This window comes from Bradyrhizobium sp. 132, from assembly GCF_023074185.1.
Classification (GTDB): Bacteria; Pseudomonadota; Alphaproteobacteria; order Rhizobiales; family Xanthobacteraceae; genus Bradyrhizobium.
Genome location: NZ_JADPKY010000126.1, coordinates 117,329 through 140,624, shown reverse-complemented (window position 1 = coordinate 140,624; position 23,296 = coordinate 117,329). Strand labels below are relative to the sequence as shown.

Below are 23,296 nucleotides of genomic sequence, written 5' to 3'. Positions count from 1 at the left end.
GGAAGAGGGCCTCTCGCGGGCGAAAACCGCCGCAGAATGGCCCTTATTTCCTTGCTTCTGGCCGGAATCGCGCTATACAGCGCGCCATCTCACACGGAAGCATGGCTCGCAAGGCCGTCCGGTGGCAGCCGGGGCGACAACGCTCCGTTTTGCTCACACGCTTCCGGAGGAACCAACCGGAGAATTAGAACGATGGCACTACCTGATTTCACTATGCGTCAGCTCCTCGAAGCCGGCGTGCACTTTGGTCACCAGTCTCACCGCTGGAATCCGAAAATGGCCCCTTTCATTTTCGGCGCTCGCAACAACATCCACATCGTCGACCTCGCGCAGACCGTGCCGTTGCTGCATAACGCCTTGCAGGCGGTCAGCGACACTGTCGCCAAGGGCGGCCGCATCCTGTTCGTCGGCACCAAGCGCCAGGCGCAGGACGGCGTCGCCGACGCTGCCAAGCGCTGCGCGCAGTACTTCGTCAATTCGCGCTGGCTCGGCGGCACGCTGACCAACTGGAAGACGATCTCGGGCTCGATCAAGCGCCTGCGTCATCTCGACGACGTGCTCGCCGGTGGCGATGCCTCCTCCTACACCAAGAAGGAGCGCCTGACGCTTCAGCGCGAGCGCGACAAGCTCGACCGTTCGCTCGGCGGCATCAAGGACATGGGCGGTCTGCCCGACCTGATCTTCGTGATCGACACCAACAAGGAAGACATCGCGATCCAGGAAGCCCAGCGGCTCAACATCCCGGTCGCCGCGATCGTCGATACCAATTCGGACCCGAAGGGCATCACCTATGTGGTGCCGGGCAATGACGACGCCGGCCGCGCCATCGCGCTTTATTGCGATCTGATCGCGCGTGCGGCGATTGACGGCATCTCGCGTGCCCAGGGCGATTCCGGCGTCGACGTCGGCGCTTCGGTTCGGCCGGCCGCCGAAGAGCTGCCGGTCACGAGCGGCTTCCAGGGCCTCGCCGGTCCGCGCGGCACCTCCGACGACCTCAAGAAGCTCCCGGGCGTGTCGGGTGCGATCGAGAAGAAGTTCAACGACCTCGGCATCTTCCATTTCTGGCAGCTCGCCGAGCTCGATCACGACACCGCGCACAAGATCGGCGAAGAAGTCGGTCTGCCGAGCCGGGCCGATGCCTGGGTGGCCAAGGCCAAGGCGCTGACCGCGGAAGCGGAATAGTCAAAAGAGCGATGGGTTGGCCGGATAAGCTCCGGCCACCATTTCAGTTGACGCGAATTCCTGAGATGGACCGCGGCGGGGCAATTGAATGCCACGCCGCGGCGAACCGGCAGGCAAAAAGGATTTTCAACGATGGCAACGATCACAGCTGCGATGGTCAAGGAGCTGCGCGAGTCGACCGGCGCGGGCATGATGGACTGCAAAGCCGCGCTGACCGAAAACGACGGCAACATGGAAGCGGCGCAGGATTGGCTGCGCAAGAAGGGTCTGTCGAAGGCCGCCAAGAAGTCGGGCCGCGTCGCCGCCGAGGGGCTGATCGGCGCGCTCACCAAGGGCACCAAGGGCGTCGTGGTCGAGGTCAACTCCGAGACCGACTTCGTCGCGCGCAACGGCCAGTTCCAGGGCCTCGTCAAGATGATCGCCCAGGTCGCATTCGACGTCGGCGCCGATGTCGAGAAGATCAAGGCCGCCAAGGTCGGCGACGTCACAATCGAAGCCGCGATCAATGACGCGATTGCCACCATCGGCGAGAACATGACGCTGCGCCGCGCAGCTTCGCTCGAAGTGAGCCAGGGCGTGGTGTCAAGCTACGTCCACGGCGCGGTCGTCGAGGGCGCCGGCAAGATGGGCGTGATCGTGGCGCTGGAATCGCCGGGCAAGGCCGATGAACTCGCAACGCTGGGTCGCCAGATCGCGATGCATGTCGCGGCCGCCAATCCGCTGGCGCTCGAACCGTCCGGTCTCGATCCGGCGGTCGTTAAGCGCGAGAAGGACGTGCTCGCCGACAAATATCGCCAGCAGGGCAAGCCCGAGAACGTGATCGAGAAGATCGTCGAGTCCGGTCTCAAGACCTACTACAAGGAAGTCTGCCTGCTCGAGCAGGCCTTCATCCACGACACCGGCAAGTCGGTGGCGCAGGCGGTGAAGGAAGCCGAAGGCAAGGTCGGCGGCGCGGTGAAGATCGCGGGCTTTGTGCGCTATGCTCTCGGTGAGGGAATCGAGAAGCAGGAAAGCGACTTCGCGGCCGAGGTCGCCGCGGTCAGCGGCAAGAAGTAAGCGCCGGAACGTTCCTTCCGGCGTGCCGCCGGAAGCGGCGCCCGGACAAGGAAAGTGCTCATGACTGATCCGGTCTATCGTCGCGTCGTGATCAAGCTGTCCGGCGAATATCTCGCGGGACAGCAGGGTTTTGGCATCGACCAGCCGACCATCGACCGGGTCGCGGACGATCTGATCGCCGCCCGCCAACTGGGCACCGAGGTTGCGGTCGTGATCGGCGGCGGCAACATCTTTCGCGGCGTCGAGGTGTCCTCGCGCGGCGTGTCGCGCCCGACAGGCGACACCATGGGCATGCTCGCCACCATGATGAACTGCCTCGCGCTGGAGGCGACGATCGAGCGCAAGGGAACGCCGGCGCGCACGCTGTCGGCCTTCGTCATGCCCGAGATTTCCGAGCTTTTCACCCGCACCGTGGCGCACAAATACCTCGCCGAGGGCCGGATCGTGCTGCTCGGCGGCGGAACCGGCAATCCGTTCTTCACCACCGACACGACCGCAGTGCTGCGCGCCGCCGAAATCGGCGCCGAGGCGGTGCTGAAGGCAACCAATGTCGACGGCGTCTACTCGGCCGACCCGAAGAAGGATCCGACGGCGACGCGATTCGACCGTCTGACGCATTCGCAGGCGATCGAGGGCGGCTACAAGGTGATGGATGCGACCGCCTTCGCGCTTGCCCGCGAGACGTCGCTGCCTATCATTGTGTTCTCGATCGCGGAGCCGGGTTCGATCGGCGCTATACTGCGTGGCGGCGGCCACGGAACCATTGTCGCCGGCTGACGGCTCGTCGTTGCGCCCTGAGAGAAGGGTGCGGAGAGGTCGCCGGGATTTTGAAGGAGAAACGTGATGGCCACGGATAATTTCGACCTCAACGAAGTGAAGCGCCGCATGCAGGGCGCCGTCCAGTCGCTCAAGCACGAACTTGGCGGCCTGCGCACCGGCCGCGCCTCCGCCTCGATGCTCGACCCGGTGCAGGTCGACGCCTATGGCACCCACATGCCGCTGAACCAGCTCGCCACCGTCAGCGTGCCGGAGCCGCGCCTGATCTCGGTGCAGGTCTGGGACAAGTCGATGGTCAAGGCGGTGGAAAAGGCGATCGTCGATTCCAATCTCGGCCTGTCGCCCGCGACCGAAGGCCAGGTGCTGCGCCTGCGCATTCCCGAGCTCAACGAGGAGCGCCGCAAGGAGCTCGTCAAGGTCGCGCACAAATACGCGGAAGCCGCCAAGGTCGCTGCGCGCCATGTCCGCCGCGACGGCCTCGACGTTCTCAAGAAGCTCGAGAAGAATCACGAGATGTCCGAGGACGATCAGAAGCGTCACTCGGACGAGGTGCAGAAGGCGACCGACGGCACGATCTCCGAGATCGACCAGTTGCTGGCTGCCAAGGAAAAAGAAATCCTCACCGTCTAAAGCGCGATGGATCGCGCTTTAGGTTATTGTTCGCGCATGATCATTTCGGAAAACTGCTTCGCACTCTTCCGGATCATGCTTTAAGGCAGCCTCATGTCCAACGCCGCCGCGCCAGCAACGGAAGGACCCGATCGGTCCGAGGCGCCTGCGCATGTCGCCATCATCATGGATGGCAACGGGCGTTGGGCGGCCGCGCGCGGCTTGCCGAGGGCGGAAGGCCATCGCCGCGGCGTGGAGGCCCTGCGCCGTGTGGTTCGCGCGTCGCATGAACTCGGCATCCGCTATCTCACCATCTTCTCCTTCAGCTCGGAAAACTGGTCGCGCCCGGCGAGCGAGATCGGCGATCTCTTCGGCTTGTTGCGCCGCTTCATCCGCAACGATCTGGCGAGCCTGCATCGCGACGGCGTCAAGGTCCGCATCATCGGCGAGCGGGACGGGCTGGAGGGCGACATATGCGCACTCCTCAACGAGGCCGAGGAACTGACGCGCGACAACACGCGCCTCACGCTCGTCGTCGCCTTCAACTACGGCTCGCGGCAGGAGATTGCGAAGGCGGCACAGAAGCTCGCGCGCGAAGTCGCAGAGGGGCGGCGCGATCCCGACACGATCGATGCCGAGACCCTGGGGGCGCATCTCGACGCGCCCGACATTCCCGATCCCGATCTCATCATCCGCACCAGCGGCGAGCAGCGGCTGTCCAACTTCCTGATGTGGCAGGCCGCCTATAGCGAGCTTGTCTTCGTGCCGATTCACTGGCCCGATTTCGACAAGGCGACGCTGGAAGGCGCCATCGCCGAATTTGCCAGGCGCGAACGCCGTTTCGGCGGCCTGGTCGCGAAAACCGCCTCGTGAGCGAACCCGACGCCGCCCCGGCCGGCTCTCAGCCTGCCCAGAGCAATCTCGTGATGCGGGTCCTCGCAGCACTGGTGCTGGCGCCGCTCGCCATTGCACTCGCTTATGCCGGCGGTTGGCTGTGGGCGCTTCTCGTCACCCTGGTATCGATCGGACTGTTCGCGGAATGGCTGATGGTGGTGGGCGCGGGATCGGTCGCGTTGACCGCCGCAGGGACCATCGTCATCGCCTTGATGGGATCCTGCGTCGCCTTCGGCGCGCTGAAGACCGCAATCATCACCGGCCTCATTGGCGGTGCGATCGTCACGGCGATCGCGCGGGGCAAGTTCGTCTGGGCGGCCTCCGGATTCGCCTATGCATCGACGGCGCTGCTGGCCTCGATCCTGCTGCGGCAGGATCTCGTGAACGGCTTCGCCGCGCTGATGTTCGTGCTGCTGGTGGTGTGGGCGACCGATATCGGCGGCTATTTCGCCGGCCGAAGCATCGGCGGACCGAAGCTGTGGCCGCGGGTGAGCCCGAAGAAGACCTGGTCAGGGGCGCTCGGCGGCTTTGCCGCGAGCCTTCTGGTTGCGGCCGGCTTTGCCGCTTGCGGGCTCGGAAAGATGGTTCCATTGCTGCTCGTCAGCGCCATCCTGTCGGTCGTGTCGGCCTCTGGGGACCTCTTCGAATCCGCGGTGAAGCGGCGCTTCGATGTCAAGGATTCCAGTCACTTAATTCCCGGCCATGGCGGGCTATTGGACCGTCTGGACGGTTTTGTCGCTGCCATCCTGGTGGCATGGATTATCGGTTTCCTCCGCCATGGTGTGCATAGCGCCGGAAGCGGTCTTATGGTTTGGTGAGGACATGAGCGCGGTTCCATTGCGTAACAACAAGACTGCGGCATCGACCGTCCGCAGCGTCACGGTTCTCGGCGCCACCGGCTCGATCGGCGACAGCACGATGGATCTGCTGCGCGCCTCTCCCGAGCGCTACCGGGTCGAGGCGCTGACGGCGAACAGCAATGTCGCAGCGCTGGCAAAGCTCGCGAAGGAGTTTTCCGCGCGCTTCGTCGCGATCGCCGACACCTCAAAGTTTGCCGAGCTCAAGGCTGCGCTCGCGGGCACCAGCACCGAATGCGGCGCCGGCGAAAGCGCTGTGATCGAGGCCGGCGCGCGTCCGGCCGATTGGGTGATGGCCGCCGTGAGCGGCGCTGCCGGATTGAAGCCGGCACTGGCGGCGGTCGATCGCGGCGCGCATGTCGCGCTCGCCAACAAGGAATGTCTCGTCTGCGCCGGCGATTTCTTCATGCAGCGCGCGGCGAAAGCGGGCGCCTGCATCCTGCCGGCCGATTCCGAGCACAACGCGCTGTTCCAGGCGCTCGGCTCAGGCAATCGCGACGAGCTCGTCCGTGTCATCATCACGGCCTCCGGTGGCCCGTTCCGGACCTGGAAGTCGGCCGACATCGAGCAGGCAACCCTCGAGCAAGCCCTGAAGCATCCGAACTGGAGCATGGGCCAGAAGATCACGATCGATTCCGCTTCGATGATGAACAAGGGGCTCGAGGTGATCGAGGCTTCCTATCTGTTCGCGCTGAGTCCGGAGGAGATCGACGTCCTCGTGCATCCGCAGTCGATCATCCACGGCATGGTCGAGTTTTCCGATCGTTCGGTCGTGGCCCAGCTCGGTGCACCCGACATGCGCACGCCGATCGCGCATTGTCTCGGCTGGCCCGACCGCATCAAGGGGCCTGCTGCCAAGCTCGATCTGGCCAAGATCGGCCAGCTGACCTTCGAGGCGCCGGATTTCGAGCGCTTCCCCGGGCTGCGCCTGGCCTTCGATTCGCTTCGGACCGGGAAGGGCGCCACCACCGTCTACAACGCCGCCAACGAGGTCGCGGTCGCCGCCTTCATCGCCGGCAAGATCCGGTTCGGCGCGATTGCCAGGCTGGTGGAAGCGACGCTGGACGACTGGATCCGGAGCGGGAACCAGGCCCCGCTGACGTCAGCCGACGACGCAATCTCTGTTGACCATGTTGCGCGAAATAGAGCTGCCGCCCTATTGCCTCAAATTGCCTTAAAGGCATCCTAGATGGTTCGCGGCCGGGGCCTTGCGGCGCTGGATGAGGGAATTCGATGATCGACTTTTTCGTCCATAGTTTCAATACGTTGAGCCATGGACTCCTTGGCTATGCGGTTCCCTTCCTGTTCGTCCTGACCATCGTCGTGTTCTTCCATGAACTCGGCCATTTTCTGGTCGCGCGCTGGGCGGGCGTTCGCGTGTTAACTTTTTCGCTCGGCTTCGGACCTGAGCTGGTCGGTTTCAACGACCGCCATGGCACCCGCTGGAAGATCTCGGCGATCCCGCTCGGCGGCTATGTCAAGTTCTTCGGGGACGAGAGCGAGGCTTCGACGCCGTCGTCCGAGAAGCTAGCGGCCATGACGGCCGAGGAGCGCGCCGGCAGCTTCCATCACAAGAAGGTCGGCCCGCGCTCCGCCATCGTTGCCGCCGGACCGATCGCCAATTTCATTCTGGGCGCGCTGATCTTCGCCGGCATGGCGTTGTATTACGGGAAGCCGAGCACGATCGCGCGTGTCGACGGTGTCGTCGCCGACGGCGCTGCGGCGACAGCCGGCTTCAAGATCGGCGACGTCGTCGTCCAGATCGACGGCAAGCCGATCGAGAGCTTTGCCGATATGCAGCGAATCGTTGCGATGAACGCCGGTTCGGCGCTTGCCTTCGAGGTCAAGCGGGACGGCAGCATCGTGTCGCTGACCGCGACCCCGGCACTGCTGGAGCGCAAGGATCCCTTCGGCAACAGCCATCGCCTGGGCGTGCTCGGCATCGAGCACAAGTCTCAGGCGGGCGAAGCCTCGACTTCGCCGGTCGGCGTCGGCGAAGCGCTCAAGATCGGGGTTGAGCAGGTCTGGTTCATCATCACCAGCACCTTCAAGTTCCTGGGCGCGCTGTTCGTCGGAAACGGCAATCCGAACGAGGTGAGCGGTGTGCTCGGCATTGCGAAGATGTCGGGGCAGGCGGCCAGCGCCGGGTTCCAATTCGTGATCAACCTGTGCGCGGTGCTGTCGGTGTCGATCGGCCTGTTGAACCTGTTCCCGATCCCGCTGCTCGATGGCGGTCACCTCATGTTCTATGCGGCGGAGGTGGCCCGCGGTCGGCCCCTGTCCGAGCGGACTCAGGAGATGGGATTCCGAATCGGGCTGGGTTTGGTGCTGATGCTGATGGTGTTTGCCACCTACAACGACATCCTGCGGATGGCCGCATCCTGATAGGGGTTTTTTTGTGGCGTTGCTGGGCGTTGCTCTTGGGCAACGTCTTGGAATGAAAATGAAATTACGGCGCGCTCGGCCGTTTGCGGCGTCGTTTAAATTGGCTACAAGCGGCTTGAACTTGGGGAATCTCCAGACCGGCGTTGGGGTTGGGTCTGGTGCGGAATGATAAGGGCGCGCTGCGCAATGAAGTTTGGACTGCGACTCCGGGGGGGCTTGCTCGCAACCCTGATCATGTTCGGCGCGCCGGTGCTTGCCCCGGTTGGGGCTGCTTTCGTGTCTTCGTCTGCGCTCGCTCAGACGGTGCAGTCGATTTCCGTTGAAGGAAATCGCCGTGTCGAGGTGGAGACGATCCGCTCCTATTTCAAGGCGGGTCCCGGCGGTCGCCTGGATCAAGGTGCCATCGACGACGGCCTCAAGGCGTTGATCGAGACCGGTCTGTTCCAGGACGTCAGGATCAACCGCGGTGCCGGTGGCCAGATCGTCGTCTCCGTGGTGGAAAACCCGGTGATTGGCCGCATTGCCTTCGAGGGCAACAAGAAGATCAAGGACGAGCAGCTCACTGCCGAAGTCCAGTCCAAGGCCCGCGGCACCTTTTCCCGGGCCATGGTGCAGTCCGACACGCTGCGAATCGCTGAAATCTATCGCCGCTCCGGCCGCTACGACGTTCGCGTCACCCCTGAGATCATCGAGCAGCCCAACAACCGCGTCGATCTCATCTTCACGGTCGAGGAGGGCTCCAAGACCGGCGTCAAGTCGATCGAATTCGTCGGCAACAGCGCGTTCTCGTCCTACCGGCTGCGCGACGTCATCAAGACGCACGAATCGAACCTGCTGAGCTTCCTCGCCAGCAGCGACATCTACGATCCCGATCGCGTCGAAGCCGACCGCGACCTGATCCGCCGCTTCTATCTCAAGAACGGCTTCGCCGACGTCCAGGTCGTGGCCGCGCTCACCGAATACGATCCGGAGAAGAAGGGCTTCAACGTCACCTTCAAGATCGAAGAAGGCTCGCAATACCGCGTCGGCGCGATCGACTTCCGCTCCAGCATTCCGAACTTCGATCCCACCTCGATGCGCAACTATTCGCGCATCAATGTCGGCTCGCTCTACAACGTCGAATCGGTCGAGAAGTCGGTCGAGGAGATGCAGATCGAGGCCTCGCGCCGCGGTTATGCCTTCGCCGTGGTCCGTCCCGGCGGCGACCGCAACTTCGAGGCGCACACCGTGTCGGTCGTGTTCAACATCGACGAGGGCCCGCGCACCTATATCGAGCGTATCAACCTTCGCGGCAACACCCGCACGCGCGACTACGTGATCCGTCGTGAGTTCGACGTCTCTGAGGGTGATGCCTACAACCGCGCGCTGGTCGACCGTGCCGAGCGGCGCTTGAAGAACCTCGACTATTTCAAGAGCGTGAAGATCACGACGGAGCCCGGTTCGTCGAGCGACCGCGTGATCCTGCTCGTCGACATGGAAGAGAAATCGACCGGCGACTTCTCGGTCTCGGGCGGTTATTCCACCACCGACGGCGCGCTGGCCGAAGTCTCGGTTTCCGAACGCAATTTGCTCGGCCGCGGCCTGTTCGCCAAGGCGTCGGTGACCTATGGCCAGTACGCCCGCGGCTACTCGCTGTCGTTCGTCGAGCCCTATTTGCTCGACTATCGTGTTGCGCTGGGTCTCGACTTCTATCAGCGCCAGCAGCTGTCCAACAGCTACATCTCCTACGGCACCAAGACGCTGGGCTTCTCGCCGCGCCTCGGTTTCGCCTTGCGTGAAGATCTGTCGCTGCAGCTGCGCTACTCGATCTACCAGCAGGAAATCACGTTGCCGTCCTACCTCGCGAACTGTAACAACGTGCAGACGCTGCCTGATGGCACTCCTAATCCTGCCTTCAATCCGAGTCCGGCCTTTGCCAACTCCATTGGCATGAGCCTTGCCTCGACCAACGGCCTCGGCTGCTACAGCGACGGTGAAGCTTCGCTGCCGGTGCGCAAGGAGCTTGCGGGCGGCAAGACCCTGACCTCGGCGCTCGGCTACACGCTGACCTACAACACGCTGGACAACAACAAGAACCCCACCGACGGTCTGCTCGTCGATTTCCGGCAGGATTTCGCCGGCGTCGGCGGCGACGTCTCCTACCTGAAGTCCGTCATCGACGCTAAGTACTACGCTCCGCTGGTGTCTGACGTCGTCGGCCTCGTCCATTTGCAGAGCGGCATGCTGAACAAGATCGGCTCCAACGACCTGCGCATGCTCGATCATTTCCAGATGGGCCCGAACCTCGTCCGCGGTTTCGCCCCGAACGGCATCGGCCCGCGCGACATCAACCCATACGACACGCAGGACGCCCTTGGCGGCACCAAGTATTGGGGCGCTTCGGTCGAATTGCAGATGCCGTTCTGGTTCCTGCCGAAGGAAGTTGGTCTGAAGGGCGCGGTCTATGCCGATGCCGGCGGCCTGTATGACTATAAGGGGCCGACGACGTGGGGAGTGACTGGCGAAACGACCACGCCGTTTAACTCCGGCTGCACGGCTTCGACCACCAATCCGGCGACGCCAGGTACCTGTACCGGCCTGATCTACGACGACAGCAAGGTGATCCGATCGTCGGTCGGTGTCGGCCTGATCTGGCAGTCGCCGTTCGGTCCGCTGCGCTTCGACTACGCCTTGCCGCTCAGCAAGGGCAAGTACGACCGTACGCAGGAGTTCCGGTTCGGCGGCGGCACCTCGTTCTAATTCGATCAGCACGGCACGATCCGGATCACTGGAGCCGGTTTCCGAAAGGGATCGTGCCGATTTAAGAGATGAGGCATGATGCGGTCTTGCCGCTTCATGCCGAAGCCGGACCGCGATGGGGTGGAATGGCGCAGCCGACCTTCTTCACAAAACCGCCTGCCTCAGCGTTGGCTGACATTGCCACGCTGACCAAGGCGGAGCTGGTCGATCCCGCCAAGGGCGGCCAAATCATCACGGGTCTGGCTTCGCTCGACGAAGCCGGCCCGATGCACCTGACGTTCTTCGACAATCTCAAATATGCCGACGAGCTCAAGGCGACCAAGGCCGGAGCTTGCCTGGTGAGTCCGCGTTTCGAGGCCAAGGTGCCCGCGCATGTGGCCGTGCTGCGGGCGACGCAGCCGTTCCGGGCCTTCGTCAGGATCGCGCGGGAGTGGCATGGCGACGCGCTCCGGCCGCAATCCTGGACCGGTAACGACGGCATCGCGCCGTCGGCGATCATCGACCCCACGGCCCGGCTCGAGGACGGCGTGATCGTCGATCCCCTGGCCGTGATCGGCCCGGACGTGGAAATCGGCAGCGGCACGGTGGTCGGTGTGGGGGCCGTGATCGGCCCCGGAGTCAAGATCGGCCGGGACTGCAATGTCGGCGCGCGCACCGCCATCCAGTGCGCCCTGATCGGCAATGACGTGCTGATCCACCCCGGCTGCTCGATCGGCCAGGACGGCTACGGCTTCATCTTCTTCGGTCCCGAGGGCCATCTGAAGGTACCCCAGACCGGCCGCGTGCTGATCCAGAACAATGTGGAGGTCGGCGCCGGCACCACCATTGATCGCGGGTCCTTGCGCGACACCGTGATCGGGGAAGGCACCAAAATCGACAATCAGGTCCAGATCGGCCACAATGTGACCATCGGCCGGCACTGCCTGCTGGCAGCCCAGATCGGCCTCGCCGGCAGTCTGACCCTCGGTGACAACGTGGCGCTGGGCGCGAAGGTGGGTATCAACAATCACGTCAAGATCGGGGATGGAGCTCAGGTGACTGCCATGAGTGGCGTCAAGGACGACGTTCCTCCCAACGGACGTTGGGGTGGTTTTTTTGCCAAGCCGACCAGGCAGTGGTTCAAGGAAATCTTGGCGGTGGAGCGCTTGGCGCGCGACGGCAAGGCCGAGCCGAAGCAGGAGGAACGGGAGTGACGGACGAAGCACCGGTCAGGTTCGAGCTTGTGGACATCAATATGATTCTGCAAACGCTCCCGCACCGTTTTCCGATGTTGCTGATTGATCGCGTGATCAACATCCGCACCGATTACAGCGGCATCGGCATCAAGAACGTCACCTTCAACGAGCCGCAGTTCCAGGGCCATTTCCCGGATCGTCCGGTCTATCCCGGCGTGATGATGATCGAGGCGATGGCGCAGACCGCGGGCGTAATCGGCATCAAGTCGGTCGAGGGCACCGAGAAGCCGCGGGCGGTTTATTTCCTCACCATCGACAAGTGCAAGTTTCGCAAGCCCGTGCTGCCCGGCGACACCATCGAGTATCACATGCGCTCGGTCGGGCGCCGCAAGGCGATGTGGTGGTTTCACGGCGATGCCAAGGTCAACGGCCAGGTGGTCGCGGAAGCCGACGTCGGCGCCATGCTGACCGACTGAACGGTCCGGTTCATGCGCGGCAGTCGTAGCGGCTGCCGGCTGCCTCGCGCTTGATATTCCGGTTGAAGAACTGGCCCATGGACGGAGCGCCCAGGAGGCTGTCGACGGTCTCGGCCGCGACGGCGCAATAGCGGTCATACCTGCCGTCGACCGCGACTACGAGGTTCTGCTGCGCCCGGTCGTAGCAGACGCGCGGAAGCACCGTGCTGCGGCTGATGTCGCGGCATTCGAACGTCGCGAGGTCGGTGGGGCGAAGTTCGCCGGTCTCGACCGTTTCGGAGACGATCGGTGCAGCCGCGAGCTGTGCGAGCAGAAGTGTCAGGGCCCTGACCACGACAGCTGAAGCTCCGTGTGAACTTGTTGATGAGCCGGGAAGGTTGCCTCATCCGGCACTTGAAACACGGCGAGATGATACGTCACTAGACAGATCGGGCATAGTCGCGCTAACCACCGGAAAATCGAATGACTTCAACGCATAACCAGCCCTTCTTGACGAGTTTGATTGCTTGATGAGCAAGATTGATCCCACCGCACGGGTCGAGGACGGCGCCGTGATCGGCGAGGGCACCGAGATCGGACCTTATTGCATCATCGGCGCCAATGTCGTGATCGGCGCGAACTGCAAGCTGATCGGACATGTGCATATCACCGCGCAAACCACGATCGGCGACGATTGCACCATCTATCCCTTCGCCTCGCTCGGCACGCCGCCGCAATCGCTCAGCTATCGCGGCGAATTGACGAAGCTCAAGATTGGCTCGGGCTGCACCATCCGCGAATCCGTGACCATGAACGCCGGCACCGTCACAGGCGGCGGAATCACAGAGGTCGGCGACCGCAACTATTTCATGAATTGCAGCCATGTCGGCCACGACTGCCATGTCGGCAACGACGTGATCTTCGCCACCTCGGCGACGCTCGGCGGTCATTGCGAGATTGGTGATTTCGTCTTCATCGGCGGTCTGTCCGCGGTGCATCAGTTCACGCGCATCGGCCCGCAGGTGATGGTCGGCGGCGTGTGCGGCGTGCGCGACGACGTCATTCCGTTCGGGCTGGTCAACGGCCAGTATGCGGCGCTGGAAGGCCTCAACCTGATCGGCATGAAGCGGCGCAAGTTTACCAAGCAGCGGCTTGCGACCGTGCGCGCGTTTTACCAGAAACTCTTCCATGGGCCCGGCACCTTTGCCGAACGCTTGGAGACGGCGCGGCCGCTCGCCGGTGAAGATCCGGCGATCGCCGAAATCCTCGACTTCATCGGCAAGGGCAAGCATCGCCCGCTCTGTCTTCCCGCCATCGCGAAGTGATGATGGAATGGCCGCGGGCATGACATCGGCGGCTTCGGAGATTTCATCGCCGGTCGGCGTGATCGCAGGCGGCGGCGCGATGCCGTTCGCGGTTGCCGACTCGCTCGCCGCCCGCGGCATCACACCGGTGCTGTTTCCCCTTCGGGGGGCCTGCGATCCGGCGCGAGTGGAGAAATTCCGTCACCGCTGGATTTCGGTTGGCCAGCTTGGCCGCGCCATGCGGCTGTTTCGCGAAGAAGGCTGCCGGGACCTGATCTTCATCGGCACGCTGGTACGGCCTTCGCTCTCGGAGGTCCGGGTCGACTTCACAACGCTCCGGCTGCTCGGCAATGTCATCCGCGCCTTCCGCGGCGGCGACGATCATTTGTTGTCCGGCGTCGGGCGCATTCTCGAGCAGGGCGGCTTTCGCATGGTCGGGATTCGGGATGTCGCGCCCGACCTGCTGATGCCCGAGGGCTGCATCAGCCGCGCCTGGCCGAGCGACACCGGCAAGACCGACATCGAGCGCGGACGCGCGGTGCTGACCGCGCTCGGTCCGTTCGACATCGGCCAGGCTGCGGTCGTGATCGACGGCCATGTGGTGGCGGTCGAGGATATCGAGGGCACCGATGCGCTGCTCGCGCGCGTGGCGCGCCTGCGCGAAGAGGGCCGCATCCGCGCCGCCACCGGGCGCGGCGTGCTGGTGAAGGTCCCAAAGAGCGGGCAGGATTTGCGCTTCGACCTGCCGACGATCGGCCCGCGCACCCTCGAGGGCGTCGCCGTCGCGGGGCTCGCCGGCATTGCCGTCGTCGCCGGCAATACTATCGCCGCCGAGCCGCAGGCGATGATCGCGTTCGCCGACACAAAATATCTCTTCGTCATCGGCCTGCCGGCGTGATGCAAGGCCGCGATCCCACGCGCAAGATCTTCCTGATCGCCACGGAGGAATCCGGCGACCGGCTCGGCAGCGCCCTGATGAAGGTGCTGCGCCAGCGGCTCGGCGACGGTGTGCAGTTCGTAGGCGTCGGCGGCCGCACCATGGCCCGCGAGGGGCTCGAGACGCTGTTTCCGATCGAGCAGCTCTCGATCGTCGGTTTCGCCGCGGTCGTGCAGCAATTGCCAAAGATCCTGCGGCTGATCCGCGAGACCGTGGAGGCCGTGACCGAGTCTGCGCCGGACGCGCTCGTCATCATCGACAGTCCCGATTTCACCCACCGTGTCGCCCGCCGCGTGCGGGCGCGCAATCCGGCGATCCCGATCGTCGACTACGTCTCGCCGCAGCTCTGGGCCTGGCGGCCGGGACGGGCGCGGACCATGCTCGGCTATGTCGACCATGTGCTCGGCCTGTTGCCGTTCGAGCCGGAGGAATATCGCAAGCTCGGCGGGCCGCCATGCAGCTATGTCGGCCATCCCCTGATCGAGCAACTGCCGTCGCTGCGGCCGAACGCGGAGGAGCAGAAGCGCCGCGACGGCGAGCCGGCGGTTTTGCTGGTGCTGCCCGGCAGCCGCCGCAGCGAGATCCGGCACCATCTTGACGTATTCGGCGCGACGCTCGGTCGATTGCAGACGGAAGGCCGCGCGGTCGAACTGATGCTGCCGACCATGCCGCATCTCGAAGCGACCATCCGCGAAGGCATCGCGAACTGGCCGGTCAAGCCGCGGATCGTGGTTGGTGAAAACGAGAAGCGCGGCGCCTTCCGGATCGCGCATGCAGCGCTCGCGAAATCCGGCACGGTGACGCTGGAGCTGGCGCTGTCGGGCATTCCGATGGTGACGGCCTATCGCGTCAGCGCGATCGAAGCCTTTATCCTCCGCCGCGCAGTCAACGTCTCTTCGGTGATCCTCGCCAATCTGGTGATCGGCAAGGATGTCATCCCGGAGTTTCTGCAGGAGGAGTGCACGCCGGAGAAGCTGGCGCCGGCACTCGCCGACTTGCTGACGGATTCACCGCTGCGCAAGCAGCAGGTCGAAGCGTTCGTCCAGCTCGATCAGATCATGGCGACCGGCAACAAGCCGCCGAGCGTGCTTGCCGCCGACATCGTGCTGGCGACGATGCGCAAGGGCCGCCGGACAGGCTAGTCTTTGATGTTCTTTTCGACAGTTTCCATGAGCGGAGCATTGAGTCCAAGACTGCGCAGTTGTTGAAAGTCGGTACGGATCGATTGCTTGAAGTCGGCTGCATCGGGACCTGAGATGAGACCCTGATAGATTTCAAGAGCTTGCTGCGTCTTCCCGGACAGCATCAAGGCATGCGCCTTGTTTATTTGCACCCAGCTCAGTTCGGGAAATGAAGGAATGACAAAATCTGCTATGCGAACAGCTTCGTCGTAGTCACGAACGAAAACGAATTTGTAGGTCAGGTCACCGAGAATCTTGGCCGCTTGAAATCTCGTTGCTGCCGGCATCCGATCTCCCGCGTTCGCAACCGCCATCGCTAAACGCACCACCCGCTGACATGATTGCTGTGCTTCCGACTTCTTGGACTCGTCGCTGGTTCGGTCGCCCGCCAGCCAGAGCACCACACAGTAATCCGCTTGATTCCTGGCTGCGTCGAAGATGCGGTTGGCACGCTGATTAACTGCCATTGCCTGTCGATACGAATCGGCCGCTTCCTGGAAGCGCTGGGATTGCGAAGTCCGTATCGCAAGCAGGAAGAGGACGTCGCCGATGTGGTCCTGTTCCATGGCCCAGTCGAGAGGCGAACTATCAATTGTCCATTCCTTTGTTGCCTCCGTGTAGGCCGCAAGCGCGGCTTCCAGGTCGGCTGTACCTGGGCGCAAGCGTCCCAGGCGTAGCCGTACGTTGCCCAGGTTCGTCTGGGCTCTTGCCCAGACCAGTCCGGATCGTTCCTGCGTGATCTCCTGGAGAGCTGCGCGATAGGAGATCGCCGCCTCGTCGAGCAGCTTTACCCCGGAGTCGTCCTTCGCAAGGTCGGACAGCGCGCCAGCAAGATTATAGGTCGTCGTCGCCCAGTCGTAAGGATATCGCTCCCTCGTCTTGACCGCTAGCGAAGCCCGATACGCGTCGATTGCGGAAGCGAGCATTTTCTGGTCGCCATTCCGGGTTGCCAATTTGGACAGCGCCGAACCTAGGTCATTCTGGATCGTCCCCCAGGCCGCCGGATCGCGCTCCCGGGTAACCTCCTGCAGAGCGAGATCGAAAGACTTCAAGGCCAATTCGAAGCTCTCGGTGCCGCTCTCGGTTTCGGCAATGCTCAGATAGGCGGCCGCCAGATTTGTCTGAATGCCGCCCCACTGCAGCGGAGCCGTCTCTCGCGAGCACTCCTTGAGTGCTTCCTGGTAGGCGGCGATCGCCTCCTCCATTCGCCCGGACCCGGGAGAGCGCTCTTCGAGTTGGGCGAGCGCGCTTCCCAGGTTGCTTTGTATGTTGGCCCAGTCGAGAGGAGACTTGTCTCGCGTAATCACCTGAAGGGCATCGCGGTAAGCTTCAATGCTTTGGAGAAGGATGGGCTCGGCGCCACTGCTGCGTTGCGCAATCGTGTCAAGAGACAGGCCAAGATTGTGCTGGTTGCGGGCCCAGTCCCGAGCCATCTTGTCGCGAGGCAGCCGTTCCAGCAGCGCTCTGCGCCGCTCTATGGACTGGTGCAGCGCCTTGTCGTCGCCGAACTCTTCGCCCTGCAGATAGAGCGCATCGGCCTCGCGCTCGAGATAGTCCAGCGCCTTGGGACTGTCGAATGCGGGTGCATACATGTTGCCTGCGGAGGCAAAATGCGTCGCAGCTTCGACGTAACGTAACCGCGTCATGGCGACCTCGCCTCGGCTTGCAGCCGTTTCAGCAACCTCGGCGGCGAGATTGCGGGTCGCATTGAGCAACGCTGCCCGTTGGAGGTCCTCGACCTTGGCGAGCAGGGCCTCGGCCCCGGCTAGGTCCCCGGTCTCGATGGCCTTCCGGGCATCGTTCTTCAGGGTGGAGGTCTCTGAAGAGTCCGTCGGCCTGGTGAGGGCCTGGTCTCTCAGCAATTTGTATTGGCTGGCGATCTGCACCAATGTGGGTGCGAGCTGGTCCGGTGACAGGTTTGTTTCGCCCAAAATGAAAAGAGCCGAGCGAATTTGTCGTTCGTTCAGATCGAGCTTCTTCTGAAGTTCAGCGAGCCGGGTGATTTGTTCTGCGTTGAACTGCCTTAGATCTGCATTGTTCTGCCTCAGGTCTGCGTTATTCTGTTTCAGATCCAGGGCATCTTCCTTGTATTTCTTGACGAGATCATCGACGCCGATGTTGATCACGGAATTCACAATGTCGCGGCCGGCCGCCACACTTCCAAAGTTGGCCTGAACCTGAGCTTGGACGGTGTTCGCGATCAGAAACGTGATGGCTACAACGACGAATGTGACACGAAACATTGCTGCCTCATTGCTTACTGCTGCAATCTGAGTCTTTCGATCCGTTCATCACGATGGTGGCGCCGCTGATGCTTCCGCCCGCCGCTACGCTGCCGCAGTTCGCGGAGACAGGCGCAACATCGTGGGCGGCTTGTTTGGGTTGCAGTTGGACGAAGGCCGTCCATAGGCCCGCTATGGCGACCACGGCTCCCCCGCCGAGCCAAGCCAGGACGTCCCGATTCTTCTTGACTAGAAAGAACCGCCAAAGCGTATCCATGGAGCATCCCCGTGGTTGGTTCTCGATCCAGCTCCCCATCCGGCTCACGCGCCAGCGGCTCTTATCCAGCTTCAATGGTATTGGTCAGTCCACGGTTTTCATCCCGCACAAATTCTGCTGTGTTTCAATCTGTCGTTCTAATTATTAGTCGCACTCTATCTACAGTTTAGATGTGGTCTATGGCATTTTCAATGAGCAGTTTCGATCCTAGCAGGATGGTATGAAGCGTCGCAGGAGCCGCAACGAACAGTTCGCCTGGAGCGGCTAGCCAATCCCGCCGTCGACCTGAAAACACTGGCGCGTGATGCGCTGGCTCTCGTCGGAGGCGAGGAACAGCGCCATGTTCGCGATATCCTCGGGTGTCACCGCGTCGGGAATGGCCTGACGCGTTCGCAGCTCGGCGATGGTCTGTTCGTCCGGATACCACAGCCGGCGCTGACGCTCGGTGATCACCATTCCCGGTGCTATTGCGTTGACGCGGATGCGGTCGGGACCGACCAGCCGGGCCAGGGAGTTGGTGAAGCCGACGATCGCGGCTTTTGCCGCAGCGTAGACCGGCAGCGCCGGCGCGCCGCGCATCCAGGCAATCGACGACATGTTGATGATCGATCCGCCGCCGCGCGCTTGCATCTGCGGCACCACGGCTTGAGCCGCAAAGAAGACGTGCTTGAGGTTGACGCCGATCGTCCAGTCGAATTCGGCGGGCGTCACCTCGGCCAGTACCTGGCGCTTATCATTGGCGGCGTTGTTGACGAGGACCGCGGCATCGCCGAGCGATCCGTGGACCTGCGCCATGGCGCCGCGCAAGGCGTCGATGTCGAGGAGATCGCACGGCACGAACAATGGTACGGTGCCGGACGCCGCCGCCACCTCCGCGACCAGTGCTTCGCCGGCGCTCGCATCGAGGTCGAAGAAGGCAACGCGTGCCTTCTGGGCTGCGAAGGCACGCACGAAGGCGGCACCGATGCCGCTGGCGCCACCGGTGATCAACACCACGCGGCCGGCAAGGCTGGAATAGGTGGTCCTGGTCATGCGATCAGCCGCTCCGTTTCGGGGTCGAACAGGCAAATGCGCCGCGTGTCGAGCGCGAAGGAGGCAGTCGCCCCGGGCGTGGGCCGGATATCCGGCGTGATGCGCGCCAGCGCAGGCTCGCCGCCAAGCCGCAGCAGCACGATCGTTTCGGCTCCGGTCGGCTCGACCATTTCCACCGGCGCGTCGACGACGACGGGCGCATCGCCGGAAAACACGCGATTGCCCTCGGCGATGCATTCCGGCCTGATTCCGACCACCACGTCACGGCCGACGAAGCGCGCTGCCGCGTCGTATTGGCCAAGGCGGAGGCGGACCTCGTCCGGCCTTCCTGCGCCGATCACGGCCACAGGCCCGCCGGCATCGGCCTCGAGCCGAGCCGGCATCGTGTTCATCGGCGGTGAGCCCATGAAGCGTGCCACGAACAAATTAGCGGGAAAGCGATACACGGTATCGGGGTCGGCAAACTGCTGCACCACGCCCCGGTGCATCACGGCGATGCGCGTCGCCATCGTCATCGCCTCGATCTGGTCGTGGGTGACATAGATGATGGTGGCGCCGATGCGCTGATGCAGCCGCTTGATCTCCATCCGCATCTCGACGCGCAGCTTGGCGTCGAGATTGGAGAGCGGCTCGTCGAACAGGAAGAGCAGGGGATCGCGGACCAGAGCCCGACCCATCGCCACGCGCTGGCGTTGGCCGCCGGAGAGCTGCGACGGCTTGCGGCCGAGCAGCGGCTCGATCTGGAGCAGGCGGGCTACGTTCGCCAGTGCCTTCTCCTGTTCAGCCTTCGGTACGTGGCGGCATTCCATGCCGAAGGTGATGTTCTGGCGCACCGTCATCGACGGATAGAGCGCATAGGACTGGAACACCATGGCGATGTCGCGGTCTTTTGGCGGGATGTCGTTGACGACACGTCCGCCGATTTCCACGGTGCCTGCGCTCGGGCGGTCGAGCCCGGCGACGATGTTGAGCAGCGTGGACTTGCCGCAACCGGACGGGCCGACCAGCACCGTGAACTCGCCGCTCTCGATGTCGAGGTCGATCCCCTTCAGCACTTCCAGATTGGCGTAGCGCTTCGACAGGGAGCGAATGCTTAGTGCTGCCATGACAATCCAATCATTTCACGGCCCCGGCGGTCAGGCCGCGCACGAAATACCTGCCGCCGAGGAGATAGATCAACAAAGTGGGCAGCGCTGCGATGATCACCGCAGCGCTCTGTACGCCATGCTGCGGGATATCTGCGATCGCGGCAGATAGCGCGATGAGGGCCGCCGTGACCGGCTGTTGCTGGCCGGTCGTGAATGTCACGCCGTAGAGGAACTCGTTCCAGATGTGCGTGAACTGCCAGATCACGGTGACGATCAGAATCGGAGACGAGAGCGGCAGAATGATGCGCCAGAAAATGCGGAAGAACCCGGCGCCATCGATGCGCGCGGCGCTGATCAGTTCATGTGGGATGGCGACGTAGTAGTTCCGGCAGAACAGCGTGGTGAAGGAGAGCCCCTGGATCGTGTGAATCAGCACGAGACCCGTCAGCGTGTTGATGAGACCGATATCCCGCAACACGATGGTCCAGGGAAGCAAGCGCATCTGCTGGGGAAGGAAGAGGCCAAGGGTCACGATGCCGTAGATCCAGCTATCGCCGCGAAATCGCCAGAGCGACACGGCGTAACCGGCGATAGCACCGAGCAGGGTAGAGAAAATCGTCGCGGGAATCGTGACGAGCGCGGAATTCAACATGTACGGCCGGAGGCCGGCGCAGGTCTCGGCGACGCAGAAACCGCTCCAGGCAACGGCGTAGTTGCTCCAGGCCCATTGTTTCGGCCAGCCGATCATCGAGGCCTGTGCGATCTCCTCGTTGCTACGGAGCGAGTTCAGCACGACAACAGCCAATGGCGCGAGCCATGCTGCAGCGATCGCCAAAACGAGCAGATAGATCAACATTCGGCTTGGTGCGAAGGCTCGATCACGCATGGGTCGTCCGCCGTCGCTCAAAATAACGCCACGCTGCATACGGCAGCAGCACCGCGAGAAGAATAAGCAACATGAGCACCGCCGCCGCCGCACCCCGGCCGAGCTGGCCACGTTGGAACATCAGATCGTAGACGACGAGTGCCGGCAGCTGGGTCGCGATTCCGGGCCCGCCGTTGGTGAGAGCGCGGACGAGGTCGAAGGCCGAAATCGCGAACTGCAGCTGGATCACGGCGACGGTGATGGTTATCGGCCATAGCGTCGGCAAGATGACCCGCCGATAGATCCGGATAGGTCCGGCGCCATCGATCTGCGCGGCCTTGATGATGTCCGCGTCGACGGAGCGAAGGCCGGCAAGGAACAGTGCCATGGCGAAGCCCGAAGATTGCCAGATCGCAGCGATGACAATGGTCCAGATCGCCATGTCGCGGTCTAGCAGCCAGTCGAACCGGAACGAGGTCCAGCCGAGGTCGTGAGCGAGCTTCTGGATACCAAGGCCGGGATTGAGTAGCCAGCTCCAGACCGTGCCGGTGACGACGAACGACACCGCCAGGGGATACAGGAAGATGGATCGCAGCACGTTCTCGCCGCGAATGCGCTGATCGAGAAGGATCGCGAGCATGAGGCCAGTGATCAAGCTCAGCACCACGAAAGCGCAGCCAAACAACAGCAAGTTGTCGAACGCGATCTGCCAGTTCCGCGACGACAGGACCGCCGTGTAGTTGCGCAAACCCACCCAGCCCGAAACTGGCACAAGGGTGGAGGGCGTGAACGATACCCAGATCGTCCATAGCGAGAACGAGACGAGATGCCCCGCTGCCAGCAGCAGCGGCACCCAGATCATCAGGTATTCGGGCAGCCGGCGCACCAGGTCAGAGGTCGCCGGCCGGCCCGGCCGCGTCGCTGGAGAGACGGTGTCTGTCAACGCGCGCCCTCGACGGCCTCTGCAAGGCGGGTGACCGCCTGCTGCGGTGTAACTGTCTTGTTCTTCACATACTCCGTGATCACGTCGATCATCGCTGCGGTCATGCCGTTTTCCTGCGCCATGTTGTGCGCGAGACTGAGGACCGCTTGATTGCTGGCGATAGCGTCTTTCAGAGCTGCTGCGGTCCGCCGTTGACCGTCCGACCAGCCTTCACCGGAAAGATCGACATCTGTGCGCACGGGTATCGATCCCGTGATCTGTGAATACATCGTCTGGATTGCTGGATCCATGACGAGTTGGGCCATCAGCGCCTGACCCGCCTGCAGATCTGGCTCCTTGCGCTGCCAGAATATGAAGGCATCGGCATTCAACAGGAAAACCGGCTTGGAATTGTCGCTCGGGCCCGGGGCGATGATGAAGTCGTCGAACTTGAAACCGGCATTGCGCAATACGCCCTGCGCCCAGCCGCCCATGATCATCATGCCCATGTCGCCGTCGATGAAGCGCTTCAGGTTGGTCGAAAAGTGCTGGGCGCCGACGTTCGGGTCCATCCAGTCGGCGATCTTGCGCACCTGTGCGAAGGCAGCCTTTATCTCGGGACCCTCCAAGGCCGTCTTGTCGAGATTCATGATGGCTGCGCGGTATGAGGTGGGACTGATGCCGGCCAGAGCGGCCTCGAATTTCTGTCCATCGTCCGGGCGCGTACCACCGTTGGCGATGGGATAGGCGACACCGCCTGCCTTCATCTTCTCGGCAAGGTCGTTGAAGTCAGCCCATGTGACGGGGATCTTGTCGGCCTTGGCTTTGTCCATCGCGCGCTTGGAGAGAAACAGCATGTTGGTGCTGTAGATCTGCAGCGGCAGTGCGATCCATTTGCCCCCCGGCTTATGCAATCGTGCAAGGTCTGGAGCGACGACCTTTTCGTAGCCGGCGGCGGCAACAAGGGCGTCGAGATTGACGGTTGGGGCAATCTTCGACCAGGCTGCAATCTCGGGACCTTTGAGCTGCGAACAGGCCGGTGGATCGCCGGCCATGATCTGAGCGCGCAGCTTGTTCATCATCTCGGTGGTGAATCCCGGGACCGGCGAGTGCTGCCAAATGCCGCCCTTCTCCTCGAATTTCTTGCCGAGCGCCGTGATGGCCGCCCCGTCGCTACCTGCGGACCATTGTGAGATCGCAGTCAAGCGCGGCTTGACCGCGCCTTGCGCGCGGGCAAATGCCGGCAGCGCAAGCGCGGCAGCAGATCCAGCGAGCAGACGGCGCCTTGTTGTTGTGATCGGCATGGCAAGTTCCTCCCGGTGTGAACTCTTTCGCGCGA

General features: G+C 63.1%; 22 protein-coding genes. 14 read left to right on the top strand and 8 right to left on the bottom strand.

All coding sequences use genetic code 11. The annotated features are described in order from the left end of the window. Nucleotides 1–192 precede the first annotated feature (192 nt). The 11 genes from IVA74_RS26295 (at nucleotide 193) to fabZ (ending at nucleotide 12,150) form a co-directional block, all read left to right on the top strand. Complete coding sequence (locus IVA74_RS26295) at nucleotides 193–1,182, top strand: 30S ribosomal protein S2 (RefSeq protein WP_247349258.1); 990 nt, start codon at nucleotides 193–195, stop codon at nucleotides 1,180–1,182. Between the two features lie 132 nt (nucleotides 1,183–1,314). Then, complete coding sequence (gene tsf, locus IVA74_RS26290) at nucleotides 1,315–2,238, top strand: translation elongation factor Ts (RefSeq protein WP_247349257.1); 924 nt, start codon at nucleotides 1,315–1,317, stop codon at nucleotides 2,236–2,238. A 60-nt stretch (nucleotides 2,239–2,298) separates the two neighbouring features. After that, nucleotides 2,299–3,015: a UMP kinase gene (pyrH, locus tag IVA74_RS26285; protein WP_247349256.1), complete on the top strand. Its 717-nt coding sequence runs from the start codon at nucleotides 2,299–2,301 to the stop codon at nucleotides 3,013–3,015. 66 nt (nucleotides 3,016–3,081) lie between these two features. Further along, nucleotides 3,082–3,645, top strand: a complete 564-nt coding sequence (frr, locus tag IVA74_RS26280) for a ribosome recycling factor (RefSeq protein ID WP_247349255.1) — start codon at nucleotides 3,082–3,084, stop codon at nucleotides 3,643–3,645. A 93-nt stretch (nucleotides 3,646–3,738) separates the two neighbouring features. Beyond that, nucleotides 3,739–4,497, top strand: coding sequence for an isoprenyl transferase (locus IVA74_RS26275; protein WP_247349253.1), 759 nt, complete (start codon nucleotides 3,739–3,741; stop codon nucleotides 4,495–4,497). Continuing rightward, nucleotides 4,494–5,336: a phosphatidate cytidylyltransferase gene (locus IVA74_RS26270; RefSeq protein WP_247349252.1), complete on the top strand. Its 843-nt coding sequence runs from the start codon at nucleotides 4,494–4,496 to the stop codon at nucleotides 5,334–5,336. Before IVA74_RS26275 ends, IVA74_RS26270 begins: the two co-directional genes overlap by 4 nt. Before the next feature lie 4 nt (nucleotides 5,337–5,340). Continuing rightward, the gene (gene dxr / locus IVA74_RS26265) at nucleotides 5,341–6,564 is read left to right on the top strand and encodes a 1-deoxy-D-xylulose-5-phosphate reductoisomerase (RefSeq protein WP_247349251.1); all 1,224 of its coding nucleotides are present in this window, start codon (nucleotides 5,341–5,343) and stop codon (nucleotides 6,562–6,564) included. 44 nt (nucleotides 6,565–6,608) lie between these two features. After that, entirely contained in the window at nucleotides 6,609–7,760 is a 1,152-nt protein-coding gene (gene rseP / locus IVA74_RS26260; RefSeq protein ID WP_247349250.1) for an RIP metalloprotease RseP, read from the top strand. 186 nt (nucleotides 7,761–7,946) lie between these two features. After that, nucleotides 7,947–10,499 carry an outer membrane protein assembly factor BamA gene (gene bamA, locus IVA74_RS26255; protein ID WP_247349249.1) on the top strand — a complete coding sequence of 851 codons (2,553 nt, stop codon included), beginning with the start codon at nucleotides 7,947–7,949 and terminating at the stop codon, nucleotides 10,497–10,499. A gap of 125 nt (nucleotides 10,500–10,624) precedes the next feature. Then, nucleotides 10,625–11,692, top strand: a complete 1,068-nt coding sequence (gene lpxD / locus IVA74_RS26250) for a UDP-3-O-(3-hydroxymyristoyl)glucosamine N-acyltransferase (protein ID WP_247349248.1) — start codon at nucleotides 10,625–10,627, stop codon at nucleotides 11,690–11,692. Next, the gene (gene fabZ / locus IVA74_RS26245; protein ID WP_247349247.1) at nucleotides 11,689–12,150 is read left to right on the top strand and encodes a 3-hydroxyacyl-ACP dehydratase FabZ; all 462 of its coding nucleotides are present in this window, start codon (nucleotides 11,689–11,691) and stop codon (nucleotides 12,148–12,150) included. The genes lpxD and fabZ overlap by 4 nt, the downstream gene beginning before the upstream one ends. Nucleotides 12,151–12,160: 10 nt before the next feature. On the opposite strand, the gene IVA74_RS26240 is transcribed toward fabZ, so the two are convergent. After that, on the bottom strand, nucleotides 12,161–12,484 hold the full coding sequence (locus tag IVA74_RS26240; RefSeq protein WP_247349246.1) for a KTSC domain-containing protein: 324 nt from the start codon (nucleotides 12,482–12,484) through the stop codon (nucleotides 12,161–12,163). A gap of 175 nt (nucleotides 12,485–12,659) precedes the next feature. On the opposite strand from IVA74_RS26240, the gene lpxA reads away from it, so the two are divergent. From lpxA to lpxB, 3 genes are read left to right on the top strand one after another with little or no spacing between them, the layout of a single operon-like run. Next, a complete protein-coding gene (lpxA, locus tag IVA74_RS26235; protein WP_247349245.1) occupies nucleotides 12,660–13,454 on the top strand; it encodes an acyl-ACP--UDP-N-acetylglucosamine O-acyltransferase in 795 nt (264 codons plus the stop codon). A 19-nt stretch (nucleotides 13,455–13,473) separates the two neighbouring features. Continuing rightward, nucleotides 13,474–14,331, top strand: a complete 858-nt coding sequence (lpxI, locus tag IVA74_RS26230) for a UDP-2,3-diacylglucosamine diphosphatase LpxI (RefSeq protein ID WP_247349474.1) — start codon at nucleotides 13,474–13,476, stop codon at nucleotides 14,329–14,331. After that, nucleotides 14,328–15,512, top strand: a complete 1,185-nt coding sequence (lpxB, locus tag IVA74_RS26225) for a lipid-A-disaccharide synthase (protein WP_247349244.1) — start codon at nucleotides 14,328–14,330, stop codon at nucleotides 15,510–15,512. The genes lpxI and lpxB overlap by 4 nt, the downstream gene beginning before the upstream one ends. Here the strand turns inward: lpxB and IVA74_RS26220 are convergent. From IVA74_RS26220 to IVA74_RS26190, 7 genes are all read right to left on the bottom strand, one after another. Continuing rightward, complete coding sequence (locus tag IVA74_RS26220) at nucleotides 15,509–17,794, bottom strand: tetratricopeptide repeat protein (protein WP_247349242.1); 2,286 nt, start codon at nucleotides 17,792–17,794, stop codon at nucleotides 15,509–15,511. The two genes, lpxB and IVA74_RS26220, sit on opposite strands and share 4 nt — an antisense overlap. A 7-nt stretch (nucleotides 17,795–17,801) precedes the next feature. After that, nucleotides 17,802–18,050 carry a hypothetical protein gene (locus IVA74_RS26215; protein ID WP_247349241.1) on the bottom strand — a complete coding sequence of 83 codons (249 nt, stop codon included), beginning with the start codon at nucleotides 18,048–18,050 and terminating at the stop codon, nucleotides 17,802–17,804. Between the two features lie 264 nt (nucleotides 18,051–18,314). Beyond that, the gene (locus tag IVA74_RS26210) at nucleotides 18,315–19,082 is read right to left on the bottom strand and encodes an SDR family oxidoreductase (RefSeq protein ID WP_247349240.1); all 768 of its coding nucleotides are present in this window, start codon (nucleotides 19,080–19,082) and stop codon (nucleotides 18,315–18,317) included. Continuing rightward, on the bottom strand, nucleotides 19,079–20,188 hold the full coding sequence (gene ugpC / locus IVA74_RS26205) for a sn-glycerol-3-phosphate ABC transporter ATP-binding protein UgpC (RefSeq protein ID WP_247349239.1): 1,110 nt from the start codon (nucleotides 20,186–20,188) through the stop codon (nucleotides 19,079–19,081). Before ugpC ends, IVA74_RS26210 begins: the two co-directional genes overlap by 4 nt. Before the next feature lie 10 nt (nucleotides 20,189–20,198). Continuing rightward, a complete protein-coding gene (locus IVA74_RS26200) occupies nucleotides 20,199–21,056 on the bottom strand; it encodes a carbohydrate ABC transporter permease (RefSeq protein ID WP_247349472.1) in 858 nt (285 codons plus the stop codon). Next, nucleotides 21,049–21,978 (bottom strand): sugar ABC transporter permease, encoded by a 930-nt coding sequence (locus IVA74_RS26195; RefSeq protein ID WP_247349238.1) that lies wholly within the window; start codon nucleotides 21,976–21,978, stop codon nucleotides 21,049–21,051. Before IVA74_RS26195 ends, IVA74_RS26200 begins: the two co-directional genes overlap by 8 nt. Beyond that, nucleotides 21,975–23,261 carry an ABC transporter substrate-binding protein gene (locus IVA74_RS26190; protein WP_247349237.1) on the bottom strand — a complete coding sequence of 429 codons (1,287 nt, stop codon included), beginning with the start codon at nucleotides 23,259–23,261 and terminating at the stop codon, nucleotides 21,975–21,977. Before IVA74_RS26190 ends, IVA74_RS26195 begins: the two co-directional genes overlap by 4 nt. Between the last annotated feature and the right edge of the window lie 35 nt (nucleotides 23,262–23,296).

Coding starts and splice junctions, on each gene's coding strand:
- IVA74_RS26295 (WP_247349258.1), top strand. CDS start 193: ATGGCACTACCTGATTTCACTATGCGTCAGCTCCTCGAAGCCGGCGTG.
- tsf (WP_247349257.1), top strand. CDS start 1,315: ATGGCAACGATCACAGCTGCGATGGTCAAGGAGCTGCGCGAGTCGACC.
- pyrH (WP_247349256.1), top strand. CDS start 2,299: ATGACTGATCCGGTCTATCGTCGCGTCGTGATCAAGCTGTCCGGCGAA.
- frr (WP_247349255.1), top strand. CDS start 3,082: ATGGCCACGGATAATTTCGACCTCAACGAAGTGAAGCGCCGCATGCAG.
- IVA74_RS26275 (WP_247349253.1), top strand. CDS start 3,739: ATGTCCAACGCCGCCGCGCCAGCAACGGAAGGACCCGATCGGTCCGAG.
- dxr (WP_247349251.1), top strand. CDS start 5,341: ATGAGCGCGGTTCCATTGCGTAACAACAAGACTGCGGCATCGACCGTC.
- rseP (WP_247349250.1), top strand. CDS start 6,609: ATGATCGACTTTTTCGTCCATAGTTTCAATACGTTGAGCCATGGACTC.
- bamA (WP_247349249.1), top strand. CDS start 7,947: ATGAAGTTTGGACTGCGACTCCGGGGGGGCTTGCTCGCAACCCTGATC.
- lpxD (WP_247349248.1), top strand. CDS start 10,625: ATGGCGCAGCCGACCTTCTTCACAAAACCGCCTGCCTCAGCGTTGGCT.
- lpxA (WP_247349245.1), top strand. CDS start 12,660: ATGAGCAAGATTGATCCCACCGCACGGGTCGAGGACGGCGCCGTGATC.
- lpxI (WP_247349474.1), top strand. CDS start 13,474: ATGACATCGGCGGCTTCGGAGATTTCATCGCCGGTCGGCGTGATCGCA.
- IVA74_RS26220 (WP_247349242.1), bottom strand. CDS start 17,794: ATGTTTCGTGTCACATTCGTCGTTGTAGCCATCACGTTTCTGATCGCG.
- IVA74_RS26215 (WP_247349241.1), bottom strand. CDS start 18,050: ATGGATACGCTTTGGCGGTTCTTTCTAGTCAAGAAGAATCGGGACGTC.
- IVA74_RS26210 (WP_247349240.1), bottom strand. CDS start 19,082: ATGACCAGGACCACCTATTCCAGCCTTGCCGGCCGCGTGGTGTTGATC.
- ugpC (WP_247349239.1), bottom strand. CDS start 20,188: ATGGCAGCACTAAGCATTCGCTCCCTGTCGAAGCGCTACGCCAATCTG.
- IVA74_RS26200 (WP_247349472.1), bottom strand. CDS start 21,056: ATGCGTGATCGAGCCTTCGCACCAAGCCGAATGTTGATCTATCTGCTC.
- IVA74_RS26190 (WP_247349237.1), bottom strand. CDS start 23,261: ATGCCGATCACAACAACAAGGCGCCGTCTGCTCGCTGGATCTGCTGCC.